The organism is Burkholderia sp. Bp8984 (genome assembly GCF_003853755.1).
Taxonomy (GTDB): domain Bacteria; phylum Pseudomonadota; class Gammaproteobacteria; order Burkholderiales; family Burkholderiaceae; genus Burkholderia.
The window spans coordinates 40,723-59,319 of the sequence record NZ_QTQN01000019.1 but is presented as its reverse complement, the minus strand read 5'-3'; the positions used below and the strand labels follow the sequence as shown (position 1 = coordinate 59,319).

Sequence of the window (18,597 nt, the reverse complement as noted above, 5' to 3'; positions counted from 1 at the left end):
GTTACCCCCGGCTCTTGAACTGCTGAACGGCGTTCAGGCTCGTGTTCAGGTTCGGCACCGCAACCGTCAGCGATGCACCGTCGACCTGCTTGAGCAGATCCACGACGGTCTGCGTGTCCTTCGATGCCTGGTCGAAATACTTGCCGAGCGACGCCTGCGCGGCGTGCAGGTCGGCCTTCATCGCGCCGTCGTTGCGCGCGAGCAGCGACAGGCGCGCCGTGAGCAGGCGCAGCTTCACGTTCTCGCGCACGAAGTAGCCCTGGTCGGGCGACGCGAGCATCGCGTCGGCATTGTCGATCCGGCGCACCTGCACGAGGCCCTTCAGCTGCTCGCCGAGGCCGGCCGAGAAGTCATGCCACCACACCTTCCAGCGCGGCGTGTCGGCTGCCACCGGCGACGCGGCCTCGGCTGGCGCGGCCTTCGGCGACGCGTGCGGAACCATCGCCTCGCCCGACAGCGGCAGCGCGTCGATCTTCGCGATCGCGTCGTCGAGCTTGATCGCGAGGCCCGTTAGGTCGGCCGACGGCGCGGCCTTCAGCTTCTCGATGTCCTGCGCGAGCGCCTTGCGCACCGTGACGGCCTGCGCGCTCTGCGACGTCGCGAGGCGCGCGTCGGCATTCTGCAGCGCGATCAGCGCGAGCTGCGTGTTGCCGGTAAGCTGCAGTTGCTGGCTCGCGCTCGACAGCATCTGATCGACTTCCTCGAGCATCCACGCGTCGCGGTTGCGCGACAGGTCCTGGTATTGCTGCTGCAGCGCCTGCTGCGCGCTCTGCGCGTCGGCGAGCTTGCCGTCGAGCTGCGCGAGCTGCGTGTCGACCTGGTGCGTGCCCGCGAGCGCCTGCTCGGTCTTCATGCGGATCTCGGCCGTCTGCGCATCGAGCGCCTTCTGGCGTGCGACGAACGAATCGTCGAGCCGGTCGACCTTGCGGTTCAGCGCATAGCCGCCGGCGCCCGCCGCGCAGCCGAGCACGACGACGACGAACCACAGCACCGCGCTGCCGCCGCGGCGCGCAGGCGGTTCGGACGCCATATAGGCGGGACGGGACGGCGGTGCGGAAGCAGCGGCCGGCTGGGAAGCGACGCTTTTGGAATCGTTGGTATCTGTCATGCGTTTAGTCACCGGTGCGGCTGTCGCCGGTTGGACGGCCTCGTCGGCCATCGTTCGAAACGCGCGGACGATGCGCTCATCGCCCGCGCCGGTCAGCGTAATCCTATCAAAACCCAGTGCGCGCGCGGTCTGCTCGATGCGCGGGTGCGGCGTCACGAGCGGCGCGTGCTTCAGCGCCTCGATCTCGGCGTCGTTCAGGTGCGTGCGCGCGAGTTCGTGCAGGTTGCGCACGCCCTCCGAGCTCGTGACGAGCCACGCGTGCGGCGCGCCGGCGAGCAGCGCATGCACGCGCTCCCAGGCGCCGACGCGCGGCTCGGGCACGACGCGCCGGTACGCGGCCACCAGCGTGACGTCCGCGCCGGCTTCGCGCAGCCGCTCGGCGAGCCATTCGCGCCCGCCGTCGCCGCGCACGATCAGCACGCGCTTGCCCGCCAGCGCCTGCGCGCCGCCGAACGCGGCCTCGATGCTCGCGAACAGGTTTTCCGAATCGTAATGCGGGACGCCGCCGTCGGCGGGCGCCTGCGGCGCGATCACGCGATGCGCGGGCGCCGCGATGCCGTGGCGCTCGAGCGCCGCGACGCTGCCGGGCCCGACGACGCCGACCGGCAGTGCATTCGGCCAGATCGCGCCGTACTGCGCGAGTGCGCGGTCGATCGCGTTCGGCGACACGAAGATCACGAGCGCGTAGTCCGCGAGCGCCGCGAACGCGGCATCGAGCGGCGCCGGATCGTCGACCGGCGCGATGTCGATCAGCGGGAATTCGAGCACGTCGCAGCCGGCCTCGGCCAGTTGGGCCGCCAGCGCGGCCGACTGGCCGTCGGGGCGCGTCAGGACGGCGGTGAACGCACGCGCGCCGCCTGCCATCAGGCGTCGCCCTTGCCGGCCTGCGAGCCGGCGAGCAGTGCCTTGACGATGTCGAGCGCACCCTGCGCCTCGAGCTCGTCGGACACCGCGCGGCCGAGCGCGAGCGCATCGGCGACGGTCATCACCGCGCCGCACTCCTCGGCGGTCAGCACGCGCCGGCCGTCGGTCGTCGACACGCGGCCCGTCAGGTACAGCTCGCCCGCGCGCCACACCGCGTGCGCGGCAAGCGGCACCTCGCAGCTGCCGCCGAGCGCGCGCGACACCATCCGCTCGGCCTCGACCGCGAGCGCGGTCTGCGGGTCGTGCAGCGGCGCGAGCCATCCGGCGACGTCCGTGCGGTGCGCGGCGATTTCGATGCCGAGCGCGCCCTGGCCGGCGGCCGGCGGGCTGTCCTCGACGTCGATCAGCGCGCGGATCCGCGCTTCGAGGCCGAGACGCTTCAGGCCCGCGGCCGCGAGGATGATCGCCGCGTAATCGCCGCGATCGAGCTTCGACAGGCGCGTGTCGAGGTTGCCGCGCAGCGGCAGCACGTCGAGGTGCGGATAGCGCGCGCGCAGCATCGCCTCGCGGCGCAGGCTCGACGTGCCGACGACGGCGCCGGCCGGCAGCGCGTCGAGCGACGCGTAGTCGTTCGACACGAACGCGTCGCGCGGATCCTCGCGCTCCATGATCGCGGTCAGCGCGAAACCGTCGGGCAGCGCCATCGGCACGTCCTTCAGCGAATGCACGGCGAGGTCGGCACGGCCGTCGGCGAGCGCATTCTCCAGCTCCTTCACGAACAGGCCCTTGCCGCCGACCTTCGACAGCGTGCGATCGAGAATCTGATCGCCACGGGTCGTCATCCCGAGGATTTTCACGTCACAAGCTGGATATAATTTGCGCAGCGCATCACGCACATGTTCGGCTTGCCACATCGCCAGGCGGCTCTCGCGCGAAGCGATCGTCAGCGTCGCGGGAGCTTGTGCCGCAAGATTCTCGGAATTCATTGCTGGAACATCGAAGGACGGGATTGAAGATCGAACAATGGTAGCACGCACGCCCCGGCCCGCCCGGGCCCGGAGCCTGCGCCCGCCGCGCTTCGGCGCGGGCGGCGACACCGATGCGCGGATGTGCCGCACGTAGCTGGTTGCTTGACCGCAGTTCCCGTAGTTTCCGCAGTCCCCGCAGTCCCTTTTGACTCGAGCTTTCCCAAGGAAACCCATCGTGAAGTCTTCCGGATCGGCGCGTACGGCGCGCCGCAATGCTGCCCTGCCCTCCTCCGATGCCCCGACGGGCACCATCGCCACCGCCGCGAACGGCCGTGCGAAAACGGCAACGAAACCGAAAGACCCGATACGTCAGACAAAACGCGCGATCAAATCCGCCGCCCCGGCCGCCCGCAAGGCCGGCGCGGCGAAGCCCGGCGCCCGCACGCGCGAGGACAAGGACGGTCCGCTGTTCGAGGACATCCGCTACCTCGGCCGCCTGCTCGGCGACGTGGTGCGTGAACAGGAAGGCGACACCGTGTTCGACGTCGTCGAGACCATTCGCCAGACGGCGGTGAAGTTTCGCCGCGAGGACGACAGCGAGGCCGCGCAAACGCTGGAGAAGAAGCTGCGCAAGCTGACGCCTGAGCAGACGGTGAGCGTCGTGCGCGCGTTCAGCTATTTCTCGCACCTCGCGAACATCGCGGAAGACCGCCACCACAACCGCCGCCGCCGCATCCACGCGCTGGCCGGCTCCGCGCCGCAGCCCGGCACCGTCGCATACGCGCTCGAGCAGCTGAAGACGACCGGCAACGCGTCGAAGCGCCTGCTGCAGCGCTTCTTCGACGATGCGCTGATCGTGCCGGTGCTGACCGCGCACCCGACCGAAGTGCAGCGCAAGAGCATCCTCGACGCGCAGCACGACATCGCGCGCCTGCTCGCCGAACGCGACCAGGAGCTGACCGCGCGCGAGCGCCAGTACAACGAATCGATGCTGCGCGCGCGCGTGACCGCGCTGTGGCAGACCCGCATGCTGCGCGACGCGCGCTTGACGGTCGGCGACGAGATCGAGAACGCGCTGTCGTACTACCGCGCGACGTTCCTCGACGAACTGCCCGCGCTGTACGGCGACATCGAGGCCGCGCTCGCCGAGCACGGCCTGTCCGCGCGCGTGCCGGCGTTCTTCCAGATGGGCAGCTGGATCGGCGGCGATCGCGACGGCAACCCGAACGTGACCGCCCCGACCCTCGAAGAAGCGATCAACCGCCAATCCGCGGTGATCCTCGAACACTATCTGGAACAGGTGCACAAGCTCGGCGCCGAGCTGTCGGTATCGAACCTGCTGGTCGGCGCGAACGACGCGGTGAAGGCGCTCGCGGCCGCGTCGCCCGACCAGTCGCCGCATCGCGTCGACGAACCGTATCGCCGTGCGCTGATCGGCATCTACACGCGGCTCGCCGCAAGCGCGCGCGTGCGGCTCGGCGAAGGCACGGTGCCGGTACGCAGCGCCGGCCGCGGCGCGCCGCCGGTGCGCGCGGTGCCGTACGCCGATTCCGAAGCCTTCGTCGCCGACCTGAAGGTGCTGACCGCCTCGCTCGACGAGCATCACGGCGCGTCGCTCGCCGCACCGCGCCTTACGCCGCTCGTGCGCGCGGCCGAAGTGTTCGGCTTCCATCTCGCGAGCATCGACCTGCGCCAGAGCTCCGACATCCACGAAGCCGTGGTCGCCGAGCTGTTCGCGCGCGCCGGCGTCGAAGCCGACTACGCGGCGCTCGCCGAGGAAGACAAGCTGCGCGTGCTGCTGGCCGCGCTTGCCGATCCCCGCCCGCTGCGCTCGCAGTACCTCGAATACTCGGCGCTCGCGCAGAGCGAGCTCGGCGTGTTCGAGAAAGCCCGCGAGGTACGCGCGCAATTCGGCGCGCGTGCGGTGCGCAACTACATCATCTCGCACACGGAAACCGTCAGCGACCTCGTCGAGGTGCTGCTGCTGCAGAAGGAAACGGGCCTGCTCGAAGGCACGCTCGGCCACCATGCGAAGAACGGCCTGATGGTGATTCCGCTGTTCGAGACGATTCCCGACCTGCGCGACGCCGCGCGCATCATGCGCGAATACTTCGCACTGCCGGGCATCGACGCGCTGATCGCGCACCAGGGCGCCGAACAGGAAGTGATGCTCGGCTACTCGGACAGCAACAAGGACGGCGGCTTCCTCACGTCGAACTGGGAGCTGTATCGCGCGGAACTCGCGCTCGTCGACCTGTTCCGCGAACGCAAGATCACGCTGCGCCTGTTCCACGGCCGCGGCGGCACGGTCGGCCGCGGGGGCGGCCCGACCTACCAGGCGATCCTGTCGCAGCCGCCGGGCACCGTGAACGGCCAGATCCGCCTGACCGAACAGGGCGAGGTGATCGCGAGCAAGTTCGCGAATCCCGAGATCGGCCGGCGCAACCTCGAGACGGTGGTCGCCGCGACGCTCGAGGCGTCGCTGCTGCCGCAATCGAACGCGCCCGCGCAACTGCCCGCGTTCGAAGCCGCGATGCAGACGCTGTCCGACGCCGCGATGGCGTCGTATCGCGCGCTCGTCTATGAAACGCCCGGCTTCACCGACTACTTCTTCTCGTCGACGCCGATCACCGAGATCGCCGAGCTGAACATCGGCAGCCGCCCGGCCTCGCGCAAGCTGCAGGATCCGAAGAACCGCAGGATCGAGGATCTCCGCGCGATCCCGTGGGGCTTCTCGTGGGGCCAGTGCCGGCTGCTGCTGACGGGCTGGTACGGCTTCGGCAGCGCGGTGAGCGCGTATCTCGACGGCGCGCAGGACGCGGCCGAGCGCACGAAGCGCGTCGCGCTGCTCAGGAAGATGAACAAGACCTGGCCGTTCTTCGCGAACCTGCTGTCGAACATGGACATGGTGCTCGCGAAGACCGATCTCGCGGTCGCGTCGCGCTACGCGCAGCTGGTCGCCGACCGCAAGCTGCGCAAGCACGTGTTCGAGCGGATCGTCGCGGAATGGGAGCGCACGTCGCAGGCGCTCGCGGAAATCACCGGGCACGAAGGCCGCCTCGCGACCAACCCGCTGCTCGCGCGCTCGATCAAGAACCGCTTCCCGTATCTCGATCCGCTGAACCACCTGCAGGTCGAGCTGATCAAGCGTCACCGCGCGGGCGACTCGAACGCGCGGCTGCGCCGCGGGATTCACCTGACCATCAACGGGATCGCGGCCGGCCTGCGCAACACGGGCTGATCCGAGCACGGTGCGGGCCTGCCCCGCGCCGCGCCGTCATCGCGAAACGAAAGCCGCAAAACGAAAGCCGCGATACGCGACCACGCGTATCGCGGCTTTTTTCATCGAACGGCGCGACGGCACCGGCCGCCGTGCCGTCCCTCGCGCTCATTGCGCGTCGATCAGCAACGCGTCGTGCTCGAACGAGCCGTCAGGCTGCACCGCGTAGTAGCCGTGCACCTCGTCGGGCGCATGCGCCCACAGCGCACGAATGCCCGCGACGCTGTCGGCCGGCGTGCGGATCCGCTCGACCCACGTAGCGAATTCGATCGGCAGGCGCCAGCGGCTCTGCACGTGCGCGTCGAACCCGGCGCCGCGGAACATCGCGAGCCATTCGTCGGCACGGTAGTCGCGCACGTGCGACGCATCGCGCAGTACTTCCGCGGCCTGCAGATACGTGTCGAGCAGCGGATGGTCGTTGCCCGCGATGTCGATCATCAGCACGCGGCCGCCGGGCTTCAGCACGCGGCGCACCTCGGCAAGCGCCGCGCGCACGTCGTGCCAGTGGTGCGCGCTCATCCGGCTGACCACCCAGTCGAAGGTGCGCCCGTCGAACGGCAGTTGCTCGGCCGGGCCCTGCTGCGTGCGGATGTTCGCGAGCCCGCGCGCGCGCGCGGCGGCATCGACGGTCGCGAGCATCGGCGCGGCGAGATCGTACGCGACCACGTCGCGCACGTGCGGAGCAACCGCGAAGCTCGCGTGGCCGGCGCCGCAGCCGAGATCGAGCACCGCCGCTTCGGGCGTCGCGCGCACGGCGTCGGCCAGCGCCTGCAGATCGGCACCCGTCGCGTGGACCGTGCTCGTCAGGTAGGCGGCGGCCGTCGTGCCGAATGCGTCGGCGACCTGGTCGTGGTGTTTCATCGTTCGCTCCTTCCTTGGGTGGGGCGCGCGCTGCCTGTCAGCGCGCGAATCGCTACAATAGGGCCGCGCTTGTACCAGTACAAGTTAAGCAGTTATTCTGGTATTTGTTACACCTGCCTGATCCTTGCCGCGCACTCAGCGCCCCTTTTCAGCCGTTTCCGCATGAACCAGCCGTCGTCCGCCCCCACCCCGCCCCTCGATGCGACGCCCGCCCGCGCGCTCGGCGAATTCATCCGCGCACACCGCGAGCGGCTGTCGCCGCAGGCCGTCGGCCTGCCGCCCGGCCCGCGCCGCCGCACGCCGGGGCTGCGGCGCGAGGAAGTCGCGCAGCTGTGCGGCGTCAGCCCGACCTGGTACACGTGGATCGAGCAGGGCCGCCCGGTGTCGGCGTCGGCCGACGCGCTCGCGCGGATCGCCGTCGCACTGCAGTTGTCGAAAGCCGAACGCGCGTACCTGTTCGAACTGGCCGCACAGCGCGATCCGGCCGAGCCCGACGTCGCGGCCGGCGACTTGCCGCCGACGCTCGCCGCCACCGTCGCCGCGATCGCCACGCCGGCGTACGTGCTCGACCGGCAATGGAACGCGCTCGCATGGAACGCGCCGGCCGCCGCGCTGTTCACGGGCTGGCTCGACGACGAGCACGACCGCAACCTGCTGCGCTTCACGTTCATGGCGCCGGCCGCGCGCACGCTGATCGTCGACTGGGAAACCCGCGCGCGCCGGCTCGCGGCCGAATTCCGCGCCGACTCGATCCGCCACCTCGCCGACGCGCCGACCCGCGCGCTGATCGACGCGCTGATGGCCGGCAGCGATGCCTTCGCGCAGTACTGGGCGTCGCAGGACGTGTTCGAGCGCGAAGGCGGCCTGCGCGAATTCGACCATCCGGCCGACGGCCGCCTCGTGTACCAGCAGATCACGCTGAAACCCGCGCACCGCGAGGACCTGAAGCTGGTCGTGCTCGTGCGCGATTGACGCGGCTCAGAAGCTGATCGTCGCGGTGATGGTGTCGCTGTAGTTGCCGGGTGCCGGTGTCGCCTGTGCAGGTACGCGGCCGTATATCGCGATCGCCTGCGCGAATCCGCTGCCGGTTCCGGTCGCCATCGTCGTGCCGCCGGTGCCGTCGCCCCACGGCTGCGTGTGGCCGCTGTCCTGATAGAGCTGATAGGCGACCGAGCCGCCGCCCGTGCGCTGCATCGTCCGAGCGGTGACACTGCCGCTGGCGCCGCCGTTCAACGCGATCTGGAATGCATCGCCGTTCGTGCACCGCGCACTGATCGAGCCGCTCGCGGTCAGCGCCGACGCCAGCACGCCCGACGCCGGAAACGCAACGCCGGTCGCGCTGATGATGCAGTTGTTGATGACGGTGGCCGTGGCCGTAACGGTCATCGTGCCGGCCGTCGACTGCGACGCGCACGGCGTCGGCAGCACGCCGAGCAGCGAAAAACTGTAGCTGTAGGCGGCCTGGTTGCCGCTGAAACTCTGCGCATAGACCGTGCTGGCATTGTTCACGGTCGGCACGGTGGGCTGGTTCGACGCAATGCGGCCATAGATGGTCACGTTCGTACTGGCGGACGTGCCGAGCAGCGGCTTCGTCAACGAGACGGATATCGGCGTCGTGCCGGTGCTGACGGCGCCCCAGGGCTGCGAATAGCCCGCGTCCTGATACAGGTCGTACTGCATCTGGTTCGCCCCGTTGCTCAGGTAGCGCGGGCTCGTGCCGCCGAGATTCACGCATACAAGCACGCCGGTGTTCAGGCTCAGCACGTCCCACGTGCAACTCACGGTCATCGTGCTGTTGGTCGTATAGGCCTGCTGCGTAATCGGGCTGACCGAGCCGAAGCTCGGCACCGGCGGCGTCACCGAACACGTGTCCGCGCGAGCCGGCAGCCACGGCATGCCGAGCAGCGCGGCCAGCAACAGGCACGATAGCGCGCGCATCCAGCGGCGCGCCGTGTCGACTCCTTGATCCGCCATGCACTCCCCCGAAATTGCCCGCCCGTTCGACCCGGCTTCCAGCCCGGGCAGCGCCCCCATGGTATCCGTCCGCGCAGCGATCATTCGCATTGTTGCTTGATCCATGTCAAAAGCGCCGATGGCATTCCGCGAGGAACCGCGGACAATGCGCTCCGGATCGGCGTTTTCTCCAATGCGCGCGACCGAGTCCGTGGAGTAGTCTTGCACCAACGACAGAGCGGTAACGGCGACCGGCGACAGACCACGCGGCAGGCACTCCGCGGCCGGGCGACCCCATTAAACGGCAGGAGACAATCATAATGAACGATTCCCGACGTCGTGTTCTTTCAGCCATGCTCGCGGCCACCTTCGCATTCGCGCCCGCGCTGCAGCCCGTCACCGTTGCCGCAGTCTATTCGAACGGCAACGCCACCGCCCAGTTCAACGTCACGCTCACGATCCAGGCCAACTGCGCAATCGCCGCGAACCCGCTTGCATTCGGCACGTCCGGCGTGCTCACGTCGGCACTCAACCAGCAGACCACGGTCTCCGTCACCTGCTCGAACTCGACGCCATACAACATCGGACTCGACGCCGGCTCGGTCAGCGGCTCGACGGTCGCCAGCCGGCTGATGGGCGGGACGACGAGCGGCAATACCGGCACGACGGTCGGCTACCAGCTCTACCAGGACTCGGGCCACACGACGATCTGGGGCAACACGCAGGGCACCGATACGGTCGGCGGCACCGGCAACGGCTCCGCGCAGATACTGAGCGTGTACGGCCAGGTGCCGACGCAAGCGACGCCGAAGCCGGACACCTATCAGGCCGCCGTCACCGCCACCGTCTACTTCTGACGCGCCGTGGCATCGTTCCCGCGCGCCCTGGTCGCGCTGTGCGTCGCGTCGGCGTGCGCGGCCGCATCCGCCGCCACGCTGCAGATCATGCCCGTGACGATCGAGCTGCCGCCCTCGGCCGCCGCGGCGAGCATGACGCTCAGCAATCCTGGCGGACAGCCGATCTACGGCCAGGTCCGCGCCTATCGCTGGACGCAGGAAAACGGCGACGACGTGATGACGCCGACCGATGCGCTCGCCGCCTCGCCGCCGCTGTTGCAAATCGGCGCGAACGCCGAGCAGTTGATCCGGCTCGTGCGCACGGGGCGCGGCGCGCCGGCCGCCGAGGAAAGCTATCGCGTATTGATCGACGAACTGCCGTCGCCCGGTACGCCGGTCGAGAACGGCATCACGATCCGGCTGCGCTATTCCGTGCCCGTATTCGTCGAGCCCGAAGGCGCCCGGGCAGCGCCGCGCCTCGACTGGCGCGTCGAGCGCGACGGATCCGGCACGCGGCTCGCGGTCGCCAACCGCGGCGAACACCGTGCGCAGATTGCCGCGGTTCGGCTCGTCGACGCGCGCGGCACCGTGCACGACGTCACGCGCGGCCTGCTCGGCTACGCGCTCGCGGGCAGCACGCGACGCTGGCCGCTCAAGCTGGATGCGGGCGCGGCGGGATTCGTCAGGATCCAGGCGACCGTCAACGCGCAGCCGGTCGAGGCCCGGCTGACATCGCCCTGATCCACGCCGGAGGATCGCACGACGTTGCCCGTTCCGACGACGAGCACGGCCCTCCGGGCTGCCTGCCCCGCGCGACATGCCCGGCCCGCCGCTGCTGCGCTTTCGCTGGCGTTTTCACTGGCACTCGCGCTGGCCGTGCACGCAGGCGCCGGATGCGCACAGACGGCGCCGCAGGCGGCAGCGGCAGCCGCCCCCGCGCCTGCTCAGGACACACTGTTTCTCGACGTGTCGCTCAACGGTGAACCGACGCACCGGATCGCACGCTTCCAGCAAATCGACGGCCGGCTGTACGCGGCGTCCGCCGACCTGAACGACCTGGGCATCGCGACCGGCGACCGGGCGACCGCGCCGTCGAACACGCCCGTCGCGCTCGACACGCTCGCGGGGCTGCGCTACGACTACGACGCGGGCCGGCAGACGCTCGACCTGCGGGTGCCCGACGCGCTGCGCATCCCGCACACGTTCGATACGCGCGCGCTCGCGGCCGCGCCGCCCGCCACCTCCGGCCGCGGCTTCGTGCTGAACTACGACGCCTACGCGCAGACCGTCGCCCATGCGCCGCTCGCGGTCTGGAGCGAGGCGCGCTATTTCGATCCGGCCGGCGTATTCAGCAGCACCGGCATCGCGTACCTGTACGACGACCGCCGGCGCTACGTGCGCTACGACACGTCGTGGAGCCACTCGAACCCCGGCACGCTCACGACGACCCAGATCGGCGACACGATTTCGTCGTCGTTGTCATGGACGCGCTCGCTGCGCCTCGGCGGCGTGCAGTGGCGCAGCAACTTCGGCCTGCGCCCCGACCTCGTCACGTTTCCGGTACCTGCGCTGTCCGGGAGCGCGGTCGTGCCGACCTCGGTCGACCTGTACGTGAACAACGTGCGCCAGTTCAGCGGCGACGTGCCGAGCGGGCCGTTCGTGATCAACAGCGTGCCCGGGATCACCGGCGCAGGCAACGCGACGGTCGTCACGCGCGACGCGCTCGGCCGCTCGATCGCGACGTCCATTCCGCTGTACGTCGATACGCGCCTGCTCGCGCCCGGCCTCGCCAGCTATTCGGCGGAAGCCGGGTTCCTGCGCCGCGCCTATGGCGACGATTCGTTCGACTATGCGCGCACACCGGCGGCGAGCGGCTCGCTGCGCTACGGCATCAGCGAGCGGCTGACCGTCGAGGCGCATGCGGAAGCGACGGCCGGCGTCTACAACGCAGGTGCCGGCGCGCTCGCGCGCCTCGGCGAACGCGGCGTGGCGAATGCGTCGCTCGCGGTCAGCGCCCCGGGCCGCGCGGGCGTGCAGGCCGGCGTCGGCTACCAGTACGTGACGCCGCGCTTCTCGATCGATGCGCAGACGCTGCGCGCCTTCGGCGACTACAGCGACCTCGGCAGCCGCGAAGGCGTGCCGGTCTCGCGCGTCACCGACCGCGTCACGATTTCGTTCCCGTTCCTGCGCGCGCAGACCCTGTCGTTCAGCTATCTCGCCCTCAAGTATCCGGGCGTCGCCGCGTCGCGCATCGGCTCGATCGCATACCTGGTCAATCTCGGCGGGCTGACATCGATCACGTTCAGCGGCTTCCAGGACTTCCGGCAGCACGACGCACGCGGCTTCTTCGTGAGCCTGAGCGTCGGGCTCGACGGCAACACGTCGGTCTCGACGAACGCCGGACGGCAGAACGGCGATTCGACTTACACGCTGAACGCGACACGGCCGCCCGACTACGGCGGCGGCGTCGGCTGGAACGTGCAGGCGGGCGCCAACGCGGGCGTCCGCTACGCGCAGGGGCAACTGCAGTATCTCGGCCGCGCCGGCCAGGTCGCGCTGCTCGCGCAATCGTTCGACGGGCGCGGCAACGCGTCGGTCGACGTCACGGGCGCGCTCGTGCTGATGGACGGCCGGCTGATGACGGCGCGCCGCGTCGACGACGGTTTCGCGCTCGTCTCGACCGACACCGGGCGCGTCCCCGTGCTGCACCAGAACCGGCTGATCGGCGAGACGGACCGGGCCGGCTACCTGCTCGTGCCCGACCTGAATGCCTATCAGAGCAATCGCGTCGCGATCGACGGCACCGCGCTGCCCGCCGACGCACGGATCGCCGACACGACGCTCGACGTCGTGCCGCAGGCGCGCTCCGGCGTGCTCGCGCACTTCGCGGTGACCCGCTACAGCGCCGCGTCGATCGCGCTGCGCGCGCCGGACGGCACGCCGCTGCCGCCCGGGCTCGAGGTTCGCCACGTCGAAAGCGGCCAGCGCACGATCGTCGGCTATGACGGCCTGACCTTCGTCGACGGCCTCGTCGCGAACAATCACCTCGAAATCTCCGGCGACAGCCGCGGCTGCGCCGTCGCATTCGCGTATCGGCGCCCGGACGACGGCACGCTGCCGCGGATCGGACCGCTGACGTGCAGCCCCCCGTGAGCCGCGCCCGTTCGCGGCCGGCGCACGCGTCGGCCGCCCGCCCCACGAATGCTAGAATTGCGGGATTCCCTCGGCGGCGCACGCCGCCCAACTCCCCTTCGAAGAATCGCCATGACGTCCCAACTGCACAAAAAGGGCGAGGCCTGGTCGGCCCGCTTCTCGGAACCGATGTCGGAGCTGGTCAAGCGCTACACGTCGTCGGTGTTTTTCGACAAGCGCCTCGCGCTCGTCGACATCGCCGGCTCGCTCGCGCACGCGAGCATGCTCGCGGCGCAGAAGATCATCAGCGCCGACGACCTCGCCGCGATCGAACGCGGGATGACGCAGATCAAGGGCGAGATCGAGCGCGGCGAATTCGAATGGCAGCTGGATCTCGAGGACGTCCACCTGAACATCGAGGCGCGCCTCACCGCGCTGATCGGCGACGCCGGCAAGCGCCTGCACACGGGCCGCTCGCGCAACGACCAGGTCGCGACCGACATCCGTCTGTGGCTGCGCGGCGAGATCGACCGCATCGGCGGCCTCCTGAACGACCTGCGCGGCGCGCTGATCGACCTCGCGGAGCAGAACGCGGACACGATCATGCCGGGCTTCACGCACCTGCAGGTCGCGCAACCGGTCACGTTCGGCCACCACCTGCTCGCGTACGTCGAGATGTTCACGCGCGACGCCGAGCGCATGCGCGACTGCCGCACCCGCGTGAACCGCCTGCCGCTCGGCGCGGCCGCGCTCGCCGGCACCAGCTATCCGATCGACCGCTACGCGGTCGCGAAGACGCTCGGCTTCGACGGCATCTGCGCTAACTCGCTCGACGCGGTGTCGGATCGCGACTTCGCGATCGAATTCACGGCGGCATCCGCGCTCGTGATGACGCACGTGTCGCGCTTCTCCGAGGAACTCGTGCTGTGGATGAGCCCGCGCGTCGGCTTCATCGACATCGCCGACCGCTTCTGCACCGGCAGCTCGATCATGCCGCAGAAGAAGAACCCGGACGTGCCCGAGCTCGCGCGCGGCAAGACGGGCCGCGTGAACGGCCACCTGATGGCGCTCCTCACGCTGATGAAGGGCCAGCCGCTCGCGTACAACAAGGACAACCAGGAAGACAAGGAACCGCTGTTCGACACGGTCGACACCGTCGCCGACACGCTGCGGATCTTCGCCGAGATGGTCGCGGGCATCACCGTGAAGCCGGACGCGATGCGCGCGGCCGCGCTGCAGGGCTTCTCAACCGCCACCGACCTCGCCGACTACCTGGTGAAGCGCGGCCTGCCGTTCCGCGATGCGCACGAAGCCGTCGCGCACGCGGTGAAGATCTGCGACGACCGCGGGATCGATCTCGCCGACCTGACGCTCGACGAAATGAAGCAGGAGCTGCCGAACGTCGCGCACCTGATCGGCGACGACGTGTTCGGCTACCTGACGCTCGAAGGGTCGGTCGCGAGCCGCAACCACCCGGGCGGCACCGCACCCGATCAGGTGCGTGCGGCGGTCAAGGCTGCCCGCGCCGCGCTCGGCAAGTAAGCACGCTGTCACGAGCGGACGCCTTCGGCGTCCGTTCTTCATTCGGGCGGCCGTCGCGCCGCCCGACGCCTTCCCCGCTGTTCCGTTTTCCCGTTTCCGGACACCGCCGATGACCTTCTCCGCCGCGCTCTTCGACATGGACGGCCTGCTCGTCGATTCCGAGCGGACCATCATGAACACGTGGATCGACGTGTCGAACGCGCACGGCGTCGTGCTGACCGAGATCGACTACCTGCAGATCGTCGGCCGCTCGTTCGCCGAAGGCCAGGTGATTCTCGCGCGGCTGATCGGCCACGCCGACACGTTCGACGCCGTGCGCATCCGCGTGCGCGAGCAACTCGCCGCGCCCGAACCTCATCCGAAGTTTCCGCTGAAGTCCGGCGCGCTGGCGTTGCTCGAGACGCTCGCGCAGGCCGGCATTCCGTGCGCGGTCGCATCGTCGTCTGCGCGCGACGTGATTCGTGCGCGGCTCGACGCGGTCGGCGTGCTGCCGTTCTTCCGCGCGATCGCGGGTGGCGACGAGGTCGCGCGCGGCAAGCCCGACCCGGCCGTGTACCGGCTCGCGGCCGAACGCCTCGGCGTGCCGGCGCACGCGTGCGTCGCGTTCGAGGACAGCGATTTCGGCGCGCAATCGGCCGCCGGCGCCGGCGCATCGGTCGTCACCGTGCCCGACCTGAAGGCGCCGACGCCCGAGATCGTCGCGCTGAGCCTGCACGTGCTCGCGTCGCTCGACGATGCGGTTGCGCTCGTGCCGTCGTGGTTCGGCCGGCTGGACACGCAGCAGCCCGCGTAAGCGCCACGCGGCGCGCCACATGCAAACGGGCACCCGCGGGTGCCCGTTTTGCGTTGCCGCGCCGGATGACCGGCATCGCGGCGATCCTCAGTCGTTGCCGGCCGTCTCCGACAGCCGCTTCATCGTCGCGATGCGCGCGCCGATCAGGTCGACGCGGCCGTCCTCGCCGACGAGCGGCGCAGTCGAATCGCGGAACGCCTCCCACGCGCGTTGCGCGCGCACGAGCGTCGCGGCCGAATGCGCAGGCATCTTGCGACGCAGCTTCTGGTAATAGCGGTTCAAGTCGAACAGCGCGTGCTCGCATACGGCATCCTGCACGCACGGCCGCACGCGGCGGATCGCCGGATCGCGCGGCGCGTTCGCCGGCTTGCCGCCGGCTGCCGCGGCGGCGCTTGGCGCCGCGACCGCCGCGCCGCGGGTACCGCCCTGCGCACCGCTCGTGGCCGCCACCGGCACGGCGGCAGGCGGCGGTGCATAACGGTCGGCCGCCGCGCGCAGCGCCAACGCGCGATCGCGCACCGGCTGCAGCTGCATGTCGGCGCTCGACATCGCGTACGACGTGCCGCGCGTCGTGTCGTACACGGCCTTCAGCAGATGAATTTCATCCTTGCGCCACGTGACCCAGCGGCGCTGGCTGTCCTGCCAGCCGCGCTTCGCGTCGGCCGGCGCGTCGTTCGACAGGCGCTGGTACGCGCCGTCCATCACCGCCTGCCACTGCTGCTGCGCTTCGCCCATGCACTGGATCTGGCCGGCCGTCGACGACCGGTCGCGCCGCGCGAGACACTGCCGCATCGCGACGTCGATCGGGTCGGCCGCCGCCACTTCCGCATGCGCGACGCTCAGCCCCGCCGGCCCTGCCGACCAGCTCGCCCAGGCGACGAGCGCGGCCAGCGCCGCGCGTATCGTCCGGATTCGTCCCTGCGTCGCCATCAGTCGCGCACGCAGTCGACGAAGTACTCGACGCGCCCGTTCACCTCTTCCGCGACGAGGCCGTGGATGTCGGTGTGGAAGCCCGGGAAGCGTTCGTTGAAGTCGCGCGCGAACCGCAGGTAGTTCACGATCGTCTTGTTGAAGCGCTCGCCCGGGATCAGGAGCGGAATGCCCGGCGGGTACGGCGTCAGCAGGATGCTCGTCACGCGGCCTTCGAGCTCGTCGAGCGGCACGCGGTCGATCTTGCGGTGCGCGAGCTTCGCGAACGCGTCCGACGGCTTCATCGCCGGCTCCATGTCCGACAGGTACATCTCCGTCGTCAGGCGAGCGATGTCGTTCGCGCGGTACACGTCGTGGATCTGCGTGCACAGGTCGCGCAGGCCGACGCGCTCGTAGCGCGGGTGCTGCGCGACGAATTCCGGCAGCACGCGCCACAGCGGCTGGTTGTTGTCGTAGTCGTCCTTGAACTGCTGCAGCTCGGTCACCATCGAGTTCCAGCGGCCCTTCGTGATGCCGATCGTGAACATGATGAAGAACGAGTACAGGCCCGTCTTCTCGACGATGATGCCGTGCTCGGCCAGGTACTTCGTGACGATCGCGGCCGGAATGCCCGTCTCGCCGAACTCGCCGTCGACGTCGAGCCCCGGCGTGATGATCGTCGCCTTGATCGGGTCGAGCATGTTGAAGCCTTCCGCCAGCGGGCCGAAGCCGTGCCAGTGGTCGTTCGGCTTCAGCATCCAGTCGTCGCGCGAGCCGATGCCTTCTTCCGACAGGTCGTCCGGACCCCACACGCTGAAGAACCAGTCGTCGCCGTACTCGGCGTCGACCTTGCGCATCGCGCGGCGGAAGTCGATCGCCTCGGCGATCGATTCCTCGACGAGCGCGGTGCCGCCCGGCGGCTCCATCATCGCGGCCGCGACGTCGCACGACGCGATGATCGCGTACTGCGGGCTCGTCGACGTGTGCATCAGGTACGCCTCGTTGAAGCGATGCTTGTCGAACGTGCGGTTCTCCGAATCCTGCACGACGATCTGCGACGCCTGCGAGATGCCGGCGAGCAGCTTGTGCGTCGAGTGCGTCGCGAACACGAGCGCGCCCGTGCGCGGGCGGCCGTCGCCGATCGCGTGCATGTCGCGGTAGAAGTCGTGGAACGTCGCGTGCGGCAGCCACGCTTCGTCGAAGTGCAGCGTGTCGAGCAGGTCGCCGAGCAGGTCCTTGATCATCTCGACGTTGTAGACGACGCCGTCGTACGTGCTCTGCGTGATCGTCAGGATGCGCGGCTTCATGTCCGGGTTCTGGCGCATCGCCTCGCGCGCGAACGGGTTCGCCTCGATCTTCCGGCGGATGTTCTCCGGCTTGAATTCGTCGCGCGGGATCGGCCCGATGATGCCGAAGTGGTTGCGCGTCGGCGTGAGGAACACGGGAATCGCGCCCGTCATCGTGATCGCGTGCAGGATCGACTTGTGGCAGTTGCGGTCGACCAGCACGATGTCGCCGGGAGCGACCGTCGCGTGCCAGACGATCTTGTTCGACGTCGACGTGCCGTTGGTCACGAAGAACAGGTGGTCCGCGCTGAAGATGCGCGCCGCATTGCGCTCGGACGCCGCGACCGGGCCCGTGTGATCGAGCAGCTGGCCGAGTTCGTCGACCGCGTTGCAGACGTCGGCGCGCAGCATGTTCTCGCCGAAGAACTGGTGGAACATCTGGCCGAGCGGGTTCTTCAGGAACGCGACGCCGCCCGAGTGGCCCGGGCAGTGCCACGAGTACGAGCCTTCGTCCGCGTACTTCACCAGTTCCTTGAAGAACGGCGGCGCGAGCGAGTCGAGATAGACCTTCGCCTCGCGGATGATGTGGCGCGCGACGAACTCCGGCGTGTCCTCGAACATGTGGATGAAGCCGTGCAGTTCGCGCAGGATGTCGTTCGGCAGATGCCGCGACGTGCGCGTCTCGCCGTACAGGAAGATCGGGATGTCCGCGTTGCGGCGGCGCACTTCGGTGACGAACGCGCGCAGCTCGATGATCGCGGTCGCGAGCTCGGGCAGTTCGCCGTCCGGGCCCGTTTCGCCGAGCATGAGTTCGTCGTCGTCGATCGACAGGATGAAGCACGACGCGCGGCTCGATTGCTGCGCGAACGACGTCAGATCGCCGTAGCTCGTGAGGCCGAGGACTTCGACGCCCTCCTTCTCGATCGCTTCGGCCAACGCCCGGATGCCGGAGCCCGAGATGTTCTCGGAGCGGAAATCTTCGTCGATGATGACGACGGGGAAACGAAACTTCATGGGCGATTCTCCAAAAAGAACGACCGCGGCGCGTCACGCGCAGCGGTCACC

General features: G+C 69.5%; 13 protein-coding genes. 7 read left to right on the top strand and 6 right to left on the bottom strand.

All coding sequences use genetic code 11. The features are described from left to right. Position 1: 1 nt before the first annotated feature. Positions 2 to 1,972 carry a fused uroporphyrinogen-III synthase HemD/membrane protein HemX gene (hemDX, locus tag DID98_RS19955; protein WP_124571280.1) on the bottom strand — a complete coding sequence of 657 codons (1,971 nt, stop codon included), beginning with the start codon at positions 1,970 to 1,972 and terminating at the stop codon, positions 2 to 4. Beyond that, a complete protein-coding gene (gene hemC, locus DID98_RS19950; RefSeq protein ID WP_124571279.1) occupies positions 1,972 to 2,958 on the bottom strand; it encodes a hydroxymethylbilane synthase in 987 nt (328 codons plus the stop codon). The genes hemDX and hemC overlap by 1 nt, the downstream gene beginning before the upstream one ends. A gap of 217 nt (positions 2,959 to 3,175) precedes the next feature. Here hemC and ppc point away from each other — a divergent pair, with 217 nt between their 5' ends. Next, a complete protein-coding gene (ppc, locus tag DID98_RS19945; protein ID WP_124571278.1) occupies positions 3,176 to 6,181 on the top strand; it encodes a phosphoenolpyruvate carboxylase in 3,006 nt (1,001 codons plus the stop codon). A 147-nt stretch (positions 6,182 to 6,328) separates the two neighbouring features. Here ppc and DID98_RS19940 read toward each other — a convergent pair whose 3' ends face one another. Further along, on the bottom strand, positions 6,329 to 7,081 hold the full coding sequence (locus tag DID98_RS19940) for a class I SAM-dependent methyltransferase (RefSeq protein WP_124571277.1): 753 nt from the start codon (positions 7,079 to 7,081) through the stop codon (positions 6,329 to 6,331). A gap of 162 nt (positions 7,082 to 7,243) precedes the next feature. Here DID98_RS19940 and DID98_RS19935 point away from each other — a divergent pair, with 162 nt between their 5' ends. After that, the gene (locus DID98_RS19935) at positions 7,244 to 8,053 is read left to right on the top strand and encodes a helix-turn-helix transcriptional regulator (protein WP_044847729.1); all 810 of its coding nucleotides are present in this window, start codon (positions 7,244 to 7,246) and stop codon (positions 8,051 to 8,053) included. A gap of 6 nt (positions 8,054 to 8,059) precedes the next feature. On the opposite strand, the gene DID98_RS19930 is transcribed toward DID98_RS19935, so the two are convergent. Next, positions 8,060 to 9,055 carry a spore coat U domain-containing protein gene (locus tag DID98_RS19930; protein WP_124571276.1) on the bottom strand — a complete coding sequence of 332 codons (996 nt, stop codon included), beginning with the start codon at positions 9,053 to 9,055 and terminating at the stop codon, positions 8,060 to 8,062. A 299-nt stretch (positions 9,056 to 9,354) separates the two neighbouring features. Between DID98_RS19930 and DID98_RS19925 the strand changes: the two genes are divergently transcribed. The 5 genes from DID98_RS19925 (at position 9,355) to DID98_RS19905 (ending at position 15,337) form a co-directional block, all read left to right on the top strand. Next, positions 9,355 to 9,891, top strand: coding sequence for a spore coat U domain-containing protein (locus DID98_RS19925; RefSeq protein WP_124571275.1), 537 nt, complete (start codon positions 9,355 to 9,357; stop codon positions 9,889 to 9,891). A gap of 6 nt (positions 9,892 to 9,897) precedes the next feature. Then, entirely contained in the window at positions 9,898 to 10,611 is a 714-nt protein-coding gene (locus tag DID98_RS19920; RefSeq protein WP_124571274.1) for a molecular chaperone, read from the top strand. A gap of 24 nt (positions 10,612 to 10,635) precedes the next feature. After that, entirely contained in the window at positions 10,636 to 13,023 is a 2,388-nt protein-coding gene (locus DID98_RS19915) for a fimbria/pilus outer membrane usher protein (RefSeq protein WP_124571273.1), read from the top strand. Between the two features lie 111 nt (positions 13,024 to 13,134). After that, positions 13,135 to 14,544, top strand: coding sequence for an argininosuccinate lyase (argH, locus tag DID98_RS19910; RefSeq protein ID WP_124571272.1), 1,410 nt, complete (start codon positions 13,135 to 13,137; stop codon positions 14,542 to 14,544). Between the two features lie 109 nt (positions 14,545 to 14,653). Next, positions 14,654 to 15,337, top strand: coding sequence for an HAD family phosphatase (locus tag DID98_RS19905; RefSeq protein ID WP_044847727.1), 684 nt, complete (start codon positions 14,654 to 14,656; stop codon positions 15,335 to 15,337). Between the two features lie 87 nt (positions 15,338 to 15,424). On the opposite strand, the gene DID98_RS19900 is transcribed toward DID98_RS19905, so the two are convergent. Next, positions 15,425 to 16,267: a lysozyme inhibitor LprI family protein gene (locus DID98_RS19900; RefSeq protein WP_124571271.1), complete on the bottom strand. Its 843-nt coding sequence runs from the start codon at positions 16,265 to 16,267 to the stop codon at positions 15,425 to 15,427. Then, on the bottom strand, positions 16,267 to 18,546 hold the full coding sequence (locus tag DID98_RS19895) for an arginine/lysine/ornithine decarboxylase (protein WP_044847725.1): 2,280 nt from the start codon (positions 18,544 to 18,546) through the stop codon (positions 16,267 to 16,269). The genes DID98_RS19900 and DID98_RS19895 overlap by 1 nt, the downstream gene beginning before the upstream one ends. Positions 18,547 to 18,597: the final 51 nt, after the last annotated feature.